At 38.7% G+C, this 14,353-nt stretch carries 11 protein-coding genes and 1 pseudogene; 11 read left to right on the forward strand and 1 reads right to left on the reverse strand.

Annotation, left to right across the window (positions count from 1 at the left end; translation table 11 throughout):
- Positions 1-7: 7 nt before the first annotated feature.
- From ACXAE4_RS13765 to abc-f, 4 genes are all read left to right on the forward strand, one after another.
- The gene (locus ACXAE4_RS13765; protein ID WP_033579310.1) at positions 8-940 is read left to right on the forward strand and encodes a carbohydrate ABC transporter permease; all 933 of its coding nucleotides are present in this window, start codon (positions 8-10) and stop codon (positions 938-940) included.
- On the forward strand, positions 940-1,770 hold the full coding sequence (locus ACXAE4_RS13770; RefSeq protein WP_028412981.1) for a carbohydrate ABC transporter permease: 831 nt from the start codon (positions 940-942) through the stop codon (positions 1,768-1,770). Before ACXAE4_RS13765 ends, ACXAE4_RS13770 begins: the two co-directional genes overlap by 1 nt.
- A gap of 26 nt (positions 1,771-1,796) precedes the next feature.
- Positions 1,797-3,119: an alpha-glucosidase/alpha-galactosidase gene (melA, locus tag ACXAE4_RS13775; protein ID WP_014459694.1), complete on the forward strand. Its 1,323-nt coding sequence runs from the start codon at positions 1,797-1,799 to the stop codon at positions 3,117-3,119.
- A 370-nt stretch (positions 3,120-3,489) separates the two neighbouring features.
- Positions 3,490-5,118: a ribosomal protection-like ABC-F family protein gene (abc-f, locus tag ACXAE4_RS13780; protein WP_289577881.1), complete on the forward strand. Its 1,629-nt coding sequence runs from the start codon at positions 3,490-3,492 to the stop codon at positions 5,116-5,118.
- Positions 5,119-5,339: 221 nt separating this feature from the next.
- Here abc-f and ACXAE4_RS13785 read toward each other — a convergent pair whose 3' ends face one another.
- Positions 5,340-7,472 carry a GDYXXLXY domain-containing protein gene (locus tag ACXAE4_RS13785; RefSeq protein WP_154990465.1) on the reverse strand — a complete coding sequence of 711 codons (2,133 nt, stop codon included), beginning with the start codon at positions 7,470-7,472 and terminating at the stop codon, positions 5,340-5,342.
- A 336-nt stretch (positions 7,473-7,808) separates the two neighbouring features.
- On the opposite strand from ACXAE4_RS13785, the gene ACXAE4_RS13790 reads away from it, so the two are divergent.
- The 7 genes and pseudogenes from ACXAE4_RS13790 (at position 7,809) to ACXAE4_RS13820 (ending at position 14,317) form a co-directional block, all read left to right on the forward strand.
- Complete coding sequence (locus tag ACXAE4_RS13790) at positions 7,809-8,162, forward strand: YwqH-like family protein (protein WP_154990467.1); 354 nt, start codon at positions 7,809-7,811, stop codon at positions 8,160-8,162.
- A 6-nt stretch (positions 8,163-8,168) separates the two neighbouring features.
- On the forward strand, positions 8,169-8,441 hold the full coding sequence (locus ACXAE4_RS13795; protein WP_154990469.1) for a DUF5344 family protein: 273 nt from the start codon (positions 8,169-8,171) through the stop codon (positions 8,439-8,441).
- A 131-nt stretch (positions 8,442-8,572) separates the two neighbouring features.
- Positions 8,573-9,229, forward strand: a pseudogene (locus ACXAE4_RS13800) (T7SS effector LXG polymorphic toxin); the annotation flags it as partial.
- A gap of 1,197 nt (positions 9,230-10,426) precedes the next feature.
- Positions 10,427-11,062, forward strand: a complete 636-nt coding sequence (locus ACXAE4_RS13805) for a DNA/RNA non-specific endonuclease (protein ID WP_251439986.1) — start codon at positions 10,427-10,429, stop codon at positions 11,060-11,062.
- A 5-nt stretch (positions 11,063-11,067) separates the two neighbouring features.
- Positions 11,068-11,556: an antitoxin YezG family protein gene (locus ACXAE4_RS13810; RefSeq protein ID WP_154990473.1), complete on the forward strand. Its 489-nt coding sequence runs from the start codon at positions 11,068-11,070 to the stop codon at positions 11,554-11,556.
- 584 nt (positions 11,557-12,140) lie between these two features.
- Positions 12,141-12,926: a recombinase family protein gene (locus ACXAE4_RS13815; protein ID WP_289577880.1), complete on the forward strand. Its 786-nt coding sequence runs from the start codon at positions 12,141-12,143 to the stop codon at positions 12,924-12,926.
- Positions 12,927-13,081: 155 nt separating this feature from the next.
- Positions 13,082-14,317, forward strand: a complete 1,236-nt coding sequence (locus ACXAE4_RS13820) for an IS110 family RNA-guided transposase (protein ID WP_251439916.1) — start codon at positions 13,082-13,084, stop codon at positions 14,315-14,317.
- Positions 14,318-14,353: the final 36 nt, after the last annotated feature.

Genomic DNA, 14,353 nt, shown 5'->3' on the forward strand with positions numbered 1-14,353 from the left:
GAACACGATGAATGAAATAGTCAGGAAAGAGTCGGTTTCCGTAGTAAGAGATACGGAAAAACGAAAGAAAAAATTAAAAACAGAGTCTTCTTTATGGTGGATGTACCTTCCCGGCTTAGTAATTATCACCGTTTTTATTATCTATCCTTTTATTAACGGAATTAGACTTTCCTTTACTAATTGGAATGGATTTTCACAAACATACGATTGGATTGGGCTCCAGCAGTATAAACGTTTGCTTGCAGACCCAACGACTTGGCTTGTGATAAAAAATACGCTGCTCTACGGAATAGGCAGTACAATTTTCCAAAACATTATTGGCTTGTTGTATGCTTTGCTTCTCAATCAAAGCATTAAAATGAAAGCTGTAACAAGAACAATTGTCTACCTTCCAGTTATTATCAGCCCAATTATTATGGGGTATATCTGGTACTTCTTTTTTGCCTACCAAGGAGGCGCTTTAAATGACCTTCTTGTATTTTTAGGCTTTGAGAAGATTAATGCTTTGGGAACTCCGGAGCTTAACTCTTGGATTATTGTGTTCGTCAATACGTATCAATTCGTTGGAATTGCGATGATTATTTATTTAGCGGGGCTGCAAAGTATTTCAAAAGATTATTACGAAGCGGCGCAGCTTGACGGAGCATCGGCTCTTCAGCAGTTTAAAAACATCACGCTTCCACTGCTCATGCCTTCGATTACAATTAACGTCGTTTTAAATATTATCGGAGGTTTAAAACTGTTTGACGTCATTGTTGCGCTGACAGGAGGAGGGCCTGGAGATGCATCGCAGTCAATGTCTACTTTTATGTATGATTTATATTTTAGAAGACAGGACGCCGGCTATGCTGCAACTCAAGGTGTGTGCATGGCGCTCATTATCTTAGTCATTAGCTTATCAGCACTTGTGTACTTTAAGCGAAAGGAGACAGAAGCGTGATGGACTATACAAATAAACGGAAAAAACGGTTTTTTACCTTTCTAGCGCTTTGTATAACGCTCGTTCATATTGTCCCTTTTTATATTCTAGTTACGACTTCTTTAAAGGCAACCGGGGATTTTAGTTCAAAATGGGTATTTCCAAAAAGCATACACCTTGAAAATTTCACAGCGGCTTGGGAGCAAGCGAACTTAGGAAATTCTTTTGTTAATACATTTATCATTACGTTCGTTTCGGCGATTCTGCTTATTTTTTTAGGATCAATGGCTGCGTATCCTTTAGCGCGACGCCAAACGAAACTAAATAAGTACGTCTATTTTATCTTTATCGCCGTGATGGTAATACCGCCTTTAACAGCACTAGTTCCGCTGTACAAAATGGTTGTGAATATGGGGATGATGAACACGTATCAAATTGCTATTTTAAATAATGTCGCAGCATTTTTGCCGCTAACGATCTTTTTATATGCGAGCTTCATTCGCTCCACTATTTCTAAAGAGCTCGAGGAAGCAGCAAGAATCGACGGGGCCGGCACGTTAACGATTTTCTTTAAAATCGTATTTCCGCTGCTAAAGCCTGTCACTGCGTCTATTTTAATTATTGCAAGCGTCTATATTTGGAACGACTATCAGTTTGCAATTTTCTTCCTTCAAGATAAGGAAATGCATACATTAACCGTTACGTTAGCGAGCTTTTTTGCCGAAAATCAAAATAATCTTAGCTTAGTAGGAGCAGCTGCAATCATTGCGATGCTTCCAATGACCATTTTATTTTTAGTGCTACAAAAATACTTTATTGCAGGGCTTTCATCAGGATCTGTAAAAGGATAAAACCAATACGAGGAAGGAAGATGACGATGTCTAAAATCACATTTATCGGAGCGGGAAGTACAGTTTTTGCAAAAAATATTTTAGGAGACTGCATGTTTGTGCCTGCTTTAGCTGGCTTTGAGTTTGCACTTTACGATATAGATGCTGAGCGTTTAAGAGATTCGGAAAATATGCTAAACAATCTAAAAGAAAACTACAAAGTGAATATTACGGTTAAAGCCTATTTGAACCGCAGAGAAGCTTTAACAGGAGCAAAGTATGTGATTAACGCGATTCAAGTAGGCGGATACAAACCAAGCACCGTCATTGATTTTGAAATTCCTAAAAAATACGGCTTGCGTCAGACGATTGGAGATACAGTAGGAATTGGAGGAATCTTCAGATCACTGCGCACGATTCCAGTGCTGTTTGATTTTGCAAAAGATATTGAAGAAGTATGTCCGGATGCGCTGTTTTTAAATTACACCAATCCAATGGCAACACTAACGGGTGCAATGCTGCGCTATACAAATGTAAAGACGGTAGGCCTTTGTCACAGTGTTCAAGTATGTACAAAAGATTTATTTGATTCTCTCGGAATGGATCATGAAGGAATACAAGAGAAAATCGCAGGCATTAACCATATGGCATGGCTGCTAGAAGTAAAAAGAGATGGACAAGACTTATACCCAGAAATCAAGCGTCTGGCAAAAGAAAAACAAAGAACAAAGCATCATGATATGGTGCGTTTTGAGCTAATGGATAAGTTCGGTTATTATATTACCGAATCGTCTGAGCATAACGCAGAATATCATCCATACTTTATTAAACATAAATATCCAAATCTTGTTGATCAGTTTAACATCCCTCTTGATGAATATCCGCGCCGATGCGAAGAGCAAATCAGCAATTGGGAATCCATGAGAGAAGAAATGGTTAACAACAGTCAGTTAACTCATACACGTTCACATGAGTACGGCTCTAGAATCATTGAAGCAATGGAGACAAACGTGCCGTTTAAATTTGCGGGTAACGTATTAAATACCGGAGGCTTAATTAGTAACCTGCCGACAAAAGCGTGCGTAGAAGTTCCATGTGTTGTAGACCGAAGCGGTATTATGCCGACTTATGTAGGAGACTTACCAGAGCAGCTTGCGGCGTTAAATCGCACGAATATTAATACGCAATTATTAACTATTGAAGCAGCTGTCACTAGAAAAAGAGAGCACATCTATCAAGCAGCGATGCTAGATCCTCATACAAATGCGGAATTATCCATGGATGACATCATTCGTATGTGCGATGATTTAATTGAAGCCCACGGTGAGTGGCTGCCTGATTTTACAGGGAAAGTGAATCAATACGTGTAAGAAAAGAATCCTCGGCTGAGATCAGCTGAGGATTTTTTGTACTTAGGAAAAGAAGGGAATATCATCCAAATGGATATTGACATTTAAAAATGTTCATCATACACTGTAAGAAGTAAGTCATTTTATACTAAGAAAGGAAAGGTACCGTAGACAATGGATAAGTAATCCTATTTTTTTAGACATTCTTTTAAAACTTTATTTTAAATGAACATTTGTCTAGATAGGATTAGTCTGTACATTTTTAGGTGCCATTTCTATATGTCTTATATGAAGTGATTTCTCCCTTTTTTTACTCTATAAAAGGGTGCATATTTGCGTATGCCTAATTATGACCTCTAATCCTCTCTAGAAATCCTAGGGAGGTTTTTTTATGTTATTGTTAGAAGCTATAAATATTGAAAAAAGCTATGGAGATCGCCTGCTGTTTCAAGCGGAGAAGCTTCAAGTACATCGCGGAGAGCGAATTGGAATTGTTGGGAAAAACGGAGAAGGCAAATCGACGTTGCTTCATATTTTAATGAAGAAAATGAGTCCAGATCAAGGGATTGTGCAAACATATGGCCGTTCCTCACTGATTCCGCAGCTTGATGTTCAACCTACATCTGCCGTTTCTCCTGAGATGAAAAGTCAGTGGAGTGTGCCAACTGAAGCGAACTTTCTTAGCGGAGGAGAAGAAACAAGAAAGAAAATTGCATCTGCTCTTTCATCCGGCGCGGAACTGCTTGCAGCCGATGAGCCAACGAGCCACTTAGATGTAAAAGGCGTAGAAAAATTTGAAGAAGAAATGAAGTCTTTTACAGGCAGTCTGCTGCTGATTTCACATGACCGAGAATTATTAAACCGCCTTTGTACGTCTATTTGGGAAGTAGAAGGCGGCAAAATTCACTGTTATGAAGGCAATTATCAAGAATATGTGACGCAAAAAAAACACGCGGTTGAAAGACAGCAGTTTGAATATGAACAGTATGTAAAAGAAAAGCAGCGTCTTGAACTGGCGTCTGAAGAAAAAAGCCAAAAATCAAAGTCGCTTAAAAAAGCGCCGAGCCGCATGGGCAATTCTGAAGCGAGACTTCATAAGCGAGCGGTCGGAAAACAAAAAGCGAAGCTAGACAGAAGCGCAAAAGCGATTGAAACAAGAATTGAAAAGCTGGAGAAAAAAGAAAAGCCAAAAGAAATGGAAGAAATTCATTTTGACCTATCGCAGTTTCACCAAGTGCACAGCAAGCAGGTACTAAGCTTTGACAAAATCTCAGCGTCAGCTGGTGGCCGTATCTTGTTTCAAAACCTAAAAGGCGGTGTGAAGCCAGGAGCGAAAGTAGCGATTGTCGGCAAAAACGGCGCCGGAAAATCTACGCTGCTGAATATGATTGAGCAGCGAACAGAAGGAATCACGGTTGCGAAGCCTGTAAAACTCGGCTTTTTCCATCAGCGCCTTGAAAATCTAGATCCCGCTAAAAGCATTTTAGAAAACATTAAAGAAGACAGTCCGTACACCGAGCAGTTTATTCGTACGGTGCTATCGCGCTTACTTTTCAAACGTGAAGACGTGTATAAAAAAGTAGAGATGCTAAGCGGAGGAGAACGAGTCAAAACGGCATTAGCAAAAGTCTTTTTAGGAAACTATAACGTTCTTCTTTTAGATGAACCGACCAACTATCTTGATCTTTATACAAAAGAAGCGCTTCAAGAAGTGTTAAAAGCTTATCCAGGGACGATTTTATTTGTGACGCACGACCGCTATTTTGTTAAAAAGCTTGCGACGCATGTTTTGACGTTAAAACAGTCCAAAGCGGAGCTTGCGGCGATTGAAGATACGGGTAAAAGCAAAAAAGCGTCACAGCAGCAAAATGAAGCCGAGAAACTTGCGCTTCAACTAGAATTAACAAAAGTGATTAGCGAGCTTTCTATCACCCCAGAAGGAAAAGACAAGCAGCGTCTTGAAAAAAGATACGAAGAGCTTTTAGAAGAAAGAAAACGATTAAATAGAAAGGAAGGGTAATATCACTTCACCTAACAATGAATACAATGATGTTACTGAACATCAAAAGCGTATTGAAGGAAAATTAACGGATATGAATGTAAAAGGAACGCCCAAAAGAATAAAATGGATTGGCTATGGAATCATTATGTTCTTTGTGATTCTTATTCTAACGATGATCATCGGCGTATTTATCAATTAAAACAAAAAGCAGCCGCTTCAATGTTGAAGCGGCTGCTTTTTTATTTGCCTACTTTTGTAACGATCGCATCTCCATTTTTTCCAACGCGTACAGTAGCAAAACGAGCTTCGCTTTCCACTTTGCTGCCGGTTCCTTCTGGAATAAAATAATGTTCAATTCCGTACTGAATTCCCCAGTCGTGATAGCTGCCCGTAATGACAACTTCTTTATCTTTAGAAATGTAGGGCTTATTCCACTCATCATCCGCTTGGTAGATTTTTGCGTATTCATACACGCCTTGTTTATTAGGGCGAAGAACGAGCTTCACTTTTTCTCCGTCTTTCACATGAGGCAAGGTAACGTGCGCAATGTCGTAATTCAGCTCAACGTAATCGCCTTGCAGCAGCGAGCGCGGATCGATCGGCTGTAAAGCGAGCTTAATTTCTTTTCCGTTTTGAAGAAGCACTTCGTTTTTAGTGAAAATGCCGCCCAGAATAATGAGCTGAACAAGAATGATAATCCATACAGCGGTTCGGCTGCGGTCAAGAAACGACGGCTGCGGCTGATCAGGCGTTGACAGGTCCCATTTCCTGCTTAGGAAAAGAAAGATCAGGCCTAAAATAACGAGCACAAGTGATTTATTAAATAAATCCCACACAAAGTCGTAATATTTCATCGCTAAAAAAACAAACCAGAAAATCATGCCAACAATAAAATCATACTTTGGCTCTTTTCGTACCGTCACAAATAAAAAGACGGTCGAAATTACAAAAAACACCGTGCAGTAAATAATATTTAAAAAAGAAGGTTCGCTTAATTCAGTCAGCGACAGTAAAAAGATAAAAGCAAGAAGCAGCGCTGCTTTTTTAAACGCGTGGTGTACGTTTATCGCGTACACAGCGGCATTTAATAGAAACAAAGCGAGCAGCACATAATCTATTTTGATAGTGTCATAGTAAGCAGTCGGAACCTTTATTAACAGAAGCCCTTGCACTAGCACAAAAAGCAACAGGCGAACGGGCGTATGCTTCGTGAATACTAAAAGCGCTACAAGTGCGATGACGTAGATAAAAAACAGAATGTCGTTCACAAAAAAAGAAGCGCCGCCGCTAATTAATACGCCCATCATTAAAAGCGTATATTTCACGGTTGGAATATCTGCTTTAATTAAATAACATGCCACAATCAGCAAAACGCCAATCACAAGCATTCCGTTTGTTGGGTACGTTCCTGTAATAAGTGTGACAAGTCCTCCTAAAGAGCTGCTGCCGATCACCGATGCAATAGCCGTAATCCCAATCACCGCTATTCGTTTGATTACGCGGAGTGAGGTTTTTTGTGCTGACGTGTTGGTAGTGAGCCATTTGACAAACCATACGCTTGCACCAATAAACAAAATCACGAATCCTAAGGTTAAAAAAAGTGACCATTCAGCGTAGTGTTTAAAAATAAAAGAGAAAAACTGTTCAATAACAAATAAAGCAAATGCCACGATGGAAATCCCTAAAAATGACTTTTGCGGCTCCACTTTTGAAAAATAAAAAAAGGAGCTTAGTAAAAACAGCAAATAAAAAATAATAAGACCAATCCGTAAGCTAGAGCTCCCTGTGAAATCCGGCAGGGAAACAGTTAAAAAAATGTAGTGAAACAAACAAAACGCCGCATACATGATCACAGGAGACGAGCGCCGTTTCTTTTTTATGATCCAAAAAATAATCAAGTTCACAAACGCCATTCCTGCGTAAAGTAAAAGCGTCTCGTGTTCGCCTCGCTGTGAAACTGCGCCAGTTGGTGAAATGAAAAAAGCCATGGTGAATTGAAATAAAACAAACGATAACACGTAAAACGGCTGATACTTTGTAAAAAAGCTCAACAAAATAACCGGCACAAGCCAAATTAAAAACAGCCAGTACGATTCAGCGTGCGTGTTGTAAATTTGAGAAAGAAGCGCGATGCTTAATCCAAATGAAAGAGCGCCGGCCAAAAGAGTCCAGTGACTTAAAAACGCCTGCTGAGGAAGCAGCTTTCGCACTACAAACGCACTTCCGTAAAACAGCAGCATCAGCCCCACGCTCAGCGCAATTTTAGTGTAGCGGTCAAAGCCTTGCCAGTTCGATGCAAAGAAATATAAAATGCCGGACAAAACAAGAGCCAACCCCAGTAAATAACCGAGTCTTACGAGCTTTTCTCTCATACTCAACCTCCTCTTTATATTATGTATATACTAGCGCATGTTTAAATATTTGGAAATAGAAAGAATGAATGCGTTTTAACAAAAAAATCGTGTAAAAAGGCCTTTTAGTGGCGCGGAAATAACAAGCGAAGTAGTCCAAAAATCTTGATAAATTGTCAATGGTAAGATAGTTTTGGTTATTTTATCCTGAAGAGTGGGTATTGAACTAAAAACCTACATTATTCCCAAAAAATATAAGAAAACGTGCCGATGTGCTCTCTTTCTTTATTTGATAAGCTATAAAAGGGAATTACTGTTAGAAGATCCAAGAGATAGATATAAAGGAAGTGTCATCATATGAATGAGATGTTTGTTGCTCATCTGTATACCCAAGTGAAGCAGGCACATGAAGATATCCAGCAGCTTACCGCTAGTAAAAACACGTTAACGGAAGTCAAAGGCGAGCTTGAACGTGCAAAGGAAAAGGTAAAAGAACCAGAGCTCACTTCCGCCACTTGGTCAGGCAGCCTTGCTGTTGGGTTTGAAGACATCCGGACGGCTATGTTAGACGAATACGATGATTTGCTGACCCGTCAGCTGACGGATGCCCTTACGACAATTGATGCAAAAATTAAGGCGCTTCAATCAGATATACAAGGGATGGAACGCGCCATTAAAATGCAAGAAGACGAAGCAAAAGATAAGGTGTGATGCAGTATGGCAGACGAAATTAAAGTAATAGATGGTGAAATTAATAGAACGCTTAGTGACCTAAGCGCTGCTGCGCAGCAGTTCCAGCCGCTTTTTCCGTTTCACGTCGGAAGCGGACAAGAACTAGAGGTGCTCGATGAATTAAACCAGCTGAACCAGCAGCTGCAAACCTTAATTGTGGACTACAAGCAAACGCTCCTCGATGACTTGAACGCCACCAAAAAATCCGTGCAGTCCCTAAAAGAAGCAGATGAAAAAGCTGCAAACGCCGCTAAATAATGTTCATATTTTATATAAAGCTATCAAAAACAACCTTTCAACCAGCATAGATTTGGCATTCAAATAAAAAGGTTTTACCTAGCGGATGATGCAAGCCTTATAAAGAGGAGCGTCCGCTTAGGTTTAGAAAAATGACGGGCGCTTGTTCGTTAACCGTTTGTTGTTTTTCTACATCGATACAGCTAGGAGGTTACAGATTATTGAAAACACTTGATGTCGATGCTTTTCACGAAAATATTCAAGCTATCTTAGACTCTATTAAAAGTCAAAAAGAACAAATTCAGGGCCTGGTTTCACAGGTTCAGGCATTTTCAAGCTTAGATGATGCGTTTAAAGGAAAAGGAGGAGAAGCGATTCGGTCTTTTTACGAAACGGGACATGCTTCTTTTTTAACGCTGTATCATTCATTACTCACTTCCTATGAAGCTCGACTAACTCAAATCACACATGCGCTGCGCTCATTTGAACCGAGCGAAGACGGCTACATCACGCAGCCGTTTCTGCAAGACACTATTCCCGCGCATTTAAATCAAACAAGAAATACAACAGTTTCGCTTGTCGATCAAGCGAATGCAGCAATTCAAAAAGTCAGTCATCTTGCTTCTGTTTCAGCGCTTAACGATCAAGGTTTTTTAACAGAAGTAGAACAAGCAAAAAACAAAGCGGACAAAACGATGAATGATTTAGTCCGTTTTGACGAACAGCAAACGCAAAGCCTTTCAGCCATTCAAGATCAGCTGACGTCTTTAAATTCGCTGCTTTCTAAAGTGAAAGCTGGGTTTCAAAATGGTTCCATTCAGCCGGGCAATGTAAGTGAGCTGAGCGCGTTGGCGAAAAAAGCGATGACCGATTCAGGAGGCGTCTCGGTTTTTGAAAAAGGCATTCCAACAACCTTGACAAGAAAAGAAAAACAAGAGAAAGTGATAAAGGAAGTAGGCCTTGAAAAACTGATTCAACTTCAGGCGATGACGCCTGCTGAACAGTTAAAAGAAATTCATAGGCTTGAAAAAACCTCGCCTTACATAAGAGAAGTGCTAACACAAATTCAGCAGGATACAGCACCTGCTAACATGAAAAAACTAGCGGAACTGTCACCTGCAGAGCAAGCAGTGGAACTTGAAAAAAGCCCATACCTGCAGGCACTCAACGATTCTTCAACTGTAGGCATGCTAGCGTCTCAACAGGTTCTTCAAAACGCTACGGGCGTTGAGGGAATGCTTATGCAGTCGGTGATGAGTCAGGGGCAGATTAGGAGTGTCGGGACTAAAAAAACAGCTGAATCCTTTGACTTTACAGAAATCTGTGAAAATCCTAAAGCTAAAAAAGAAGAAACTGGTATAAAAGCTTTAGTCAAGGACGTAGGAGAAAGTGCTGTCACCTTAGCAAAAGGTACAGTTACGGGTAATAAAGGAGTAGCACAAGACTTTTTGACCGTAATAGAACAGCGGTTAGATAAATGGGACAACTCCTGGTATGACTTTGGAAACCTTGTGACGGTAGGTGGGTTTGATGGAGCTATCGCTCTCAAAGAAGGATTGGATGAAAGAGGGGGAAAATCGTTTGATTCACCTTATGACTTTGTCAATCACGCAACGATGGGACTTCTAGATGTAGGGCAGCAGGCACTTAATCCTGACAAACCTCTTTCAAAAGAGCACTGGGAAAACAGCATGATTCTGTTTGCAAGTATAATTGGAGGAGCGAAACCAGTAGGTGCCGTAAAAGCTGTTCCAATGGTAACAAACGTTCCGCGTGTACCTGCATATAAAGCCACCAAAACATTGAGTGACATGCGGAATGTCGTCAGCCCAAAAGCAGCAAGCAATTGGTCGAAGAAGGTGTATGAACCTGTTCAAAAGCAGCTTCAACCTTTACTAGATGCTGAGATACCTACTTTACGTCCTCGACCTCAACTGTCAGGGATAGGAGAGGCGTTACCTCGACAGACCTTTGGTAAAGCGTTAAATGGGTTAACGACGTATAAGATGGGGAATGTTTCAAAAGGCCAGTCGAAAGCGTTGGATAAAGTGGAAGAGTCTGGTGGTAAGGCGAATGTTGAGAGGATCAATAATCAGGGGGCTGTTGCTAAGGGTACGGGTGAAACTCCTAAGATAACTGAAATAAAAGAGAAAGATCTTGGGAAGCACATTATTAAAGGGAAAAATGGAAGAAAAGAACTGGCACCAAACGTGCGTTATATTACCGAGGATGGTTATAAATATACAACAGATGAGCTTGGTAGAATAGTAGATGTTGAGGCAGGAGAATTAATACTTCAAAAAGGAAAACGAAACAAAGGAATGCAAGTGGCAGCAGGCCGTGAAGATAGGTTACCTGATGATGATGGTGGCCACTTGATAGGAACTCAATTCCATGGTTCTGGAGATATTGATAATTTGATTGCTCAAAATAGACAAATTAATCGCTCTGGTGGAGAGTGGTATAATATGGAGCAAGAGTGGGCTAATTCGTTAGGTGGAAAGCCTCCTAAAAAAGTAACAGTAAAGATTGAACCAGTTTATCAAGGAACGTCATTAAGACCAAATTATTTTGAAATAGTTTATGAAATAGAAGGAAAAGGAATATTTGAGAAAACGATTAGAAATCGCGCAGGAGGTTGATTAAAGTGGAAAAAGAAATGAACAAGTTGTATAGAGAAATAGCTGAAACGGTTATTGAAATGATTCCAGAAGAATGGGAGAAATTTTATTTTTATGCTCAGATATCGGAAACTGGAGGGGGAACGTACTTTTTTTATAATACACCTGAAAATAGACAATGCTTTAAGTATAGTGTGAAAATCCCATTTAACTATGCTATTGATAAAGAAGAATTTAAAAAAAATAAAAGAAAGCTGTTTGAGTTGAGTGATGAACTAAGAAATGTTTTTAAAGATAATCAGCAAGAACTTTGGTATTCCTTTACAATGACTCTTGAGAGTAGTGGGAAATTTAAGATGCATTATGATTATACAAATTGGTTCGATACAGAATATGGTTTTAGTGACCAAATGATTATTTGGAAAAATAAATACTTAGGAGAAGTACCAAATGATGGAGAATATAAAGCGTTAATCGATAAATATCATAGTGAATTTCCGAATAATCCTATTTAACTAAATGAAAGACAGAAAAAATAATAGGGCGTTTGAAAATAGATACTCCATGATGGTTGTACCATCATAGAGTGTTATGTGCAATGATAGAATAGAAAATAAAGTACGAGCTTAGGCGAGATGACATTTTACCGGGCGATAAATAAAACACATGGAATGTATATTAAACTAACAAGCTCGTACAAACTCGTAAGTTTTAATATAGTATTTGTCATGATGTACAAAAGGCGTCATACTGTTACTACAAAACTTACAAATTTACGCTACTTAAAAACATATGAACTTAAAGCACTTGATTGTCAATTAAAGGCAACAAGTGCTTTTTTGCGTTTTAGCGTAGAAATCTAAAAGAGCATTATAATTTTATAAGTGCATTAAGTGCTAAATTTTTATTGTTGGTTTATAGATTGTAATGGCTATGTAAAGTGTACGACGATAGTAGAGGGAAAAATAAAGGGTTGTGTTATTTTTTGAAGTCATCGTAAAGTACGTTTTAACGGATGGACGTTATGCACACGTTATCCGTAAAAAAAACAGGTAAACGTTACAGGGATTGTAATTGCTGTAACGGGAGATGACTCAATATGGAAGAGAAAGTAGTTGGTTATGTACGAGTTTCAACAGAAGGACAAGTACGTGACGGATACAGCTTAGCGTATCAAGTAGAAGAAATCGAACGTTACTGTATGGAAAACAACTTACAATTGCTTCATGTATATGAAGATAGAGGACTAAGTGGTGCAACTGTTGATGAAAATGGATTAACAATTGAACGTGAAGGCTTACAAGAACTATTGTCAGATATGGCATATCAACAAGTGAAGCACGTGATTGTACTCAATACATCTCGGTTATGGCGCTCTGATATGGCAAAAGTGTTAATACAAAGAGAGCTAAAGAAACACAAGGTAGATGTGAAAGCAATTGAACAACCAAACTACAGTATATACACGCATGACCCAAATGACTTTTTAGTAAATGGTATGTTAGAGCTATTAGATCAATATCAACGTCTTGAGATTGCATTAAAGCTAAGTCGAGGCAGAAAGAAAAAAGCAGAACAAGGTGAATATGCGGGGGGCGGTGTGATGTTTGGTTATAGAGTAAAAAAAGTACAAAAAGTGTTAGAGGTAGATGAGGAGAAAGCGATAGTTGTACGTAGACTATTTGAATTAAGACAATTTTTTAAACATTGGTCGCTAACTCAATTGGCAGAACGACTAAATAGGGAAGGGTATTGTACTGAGAAAGGAAAGTTGTTTACGAAAGTGCAAGTGAAACGTATGTTAGACCGAGAGAACTTTTATCGAGGGGTATATACATACGGGCAAATACAAACAATTGGGAAACATCCAGCAATTATTTTATAAATTCACTTAAAAAATTAGCTCATTTTACTATATGTACTTATGAAATTATGAAAATGGATAGGCTTGCGTACCTATGCGCATCGGAAGATGAACGCTCGAACTAAGGTTGCCGACATTTTTATATATGACTAAATCATTGAATAGAGGGATGAGTTATGCATAATAGACAGAACTATTTGTATGTAGGAGTAGATTTACATAAAGAGCATCATACGGCTGTTATTATTAATTGCTGGCAAGAGAAACTAGGAGAAATACAATTTGATAATAAACCATCGGCATTTTCGAAGTTTTTATTAGAAGTAGAGACATATGTGAGTGATGGTTTATCAGTTGTATTTGGTTTAGAAGATGTTGGTGGTTATGGAAGAGCATTAGCGAAATATTTAGTAGATCATGAACAAGTAGTGAAAGAAGTAAATCCAGCTTTATCATTTTTAGAACGAAAAAGCCAAGTGATGATACAAAAAAATGATAGTTGGGATGCAGAATGTGTAGCACGCATATTGATAAACAAATTTAATCAATTACCAGATGCAAAGCCAAACGATTTATTATGGTCAATACAACAACTGGTTTCAAGACGGAATGCATTAGTAAAAGCACAAAGTGCATTAAAGAACCAATTACATATTCAATTAAACCACCATTATCCAAGTTATAAAAAGTTTTTCTCAGAGTTAGATGGAAAAACAGCATTAGCATTTTGGGAGCAATATCCGTCACCCTCTTGTTTAGAGGGGACGAATATAAAGCGATTAACAGCTTTTTTATTAGATGTTAGTAACAATACATGTTCAGTAAAGAAAGCAAGTGAAATATTAAGGCTTGTGAAAGAAGATGGACAAACAATTAAAGAGTATCAAGAAATGCGAAACTTTTTAGTAAGAAGTATTGTACGGGAGATTGAGTTTAAAAAGAAAGAAATGAAATACATCGAAAGAGAATTAAAACAGCTAGTAAATCTACTAGATTATCAATTAGAGACGATGCCGGGAATAGAACTTGTGACTGCATCAGCATTAATAGCTGAGATAGGAGATATAAGACGATTTTCAAATGCTAAAAAATTAGCACGATTTGCGGGGATTGCGCCTGTTTACTTTGGTTCTGGTGGGAAAGGTAAGACACATAAAAGCAAACAAGGAAACAGGGCGCTACACGCTTTATTTTATAATTTAGCTGTACAGCAAGTGCAAGTAGCAAAAGGAAGTAAGATGCCACGAAATCCAGTGTTTCACGCTTATTATCAAAAGAAACTAAAAGAAGGAAAAACAAAAGGACAAGCGTTGGTATGTATTATGAGAAGTTTTGTAAACATTGTATATGGGATGATGAAACATAAAACGGCATATGAATTGCCGGTAGTACAAGAGAAAGAAGTAATTTAATAAGGTTTTACATGGTTTGTTTTTTTATTGTGAGAG

It is taken from the genome of Priestia sp. ABM2_011 (assembly GCF_056158845.1).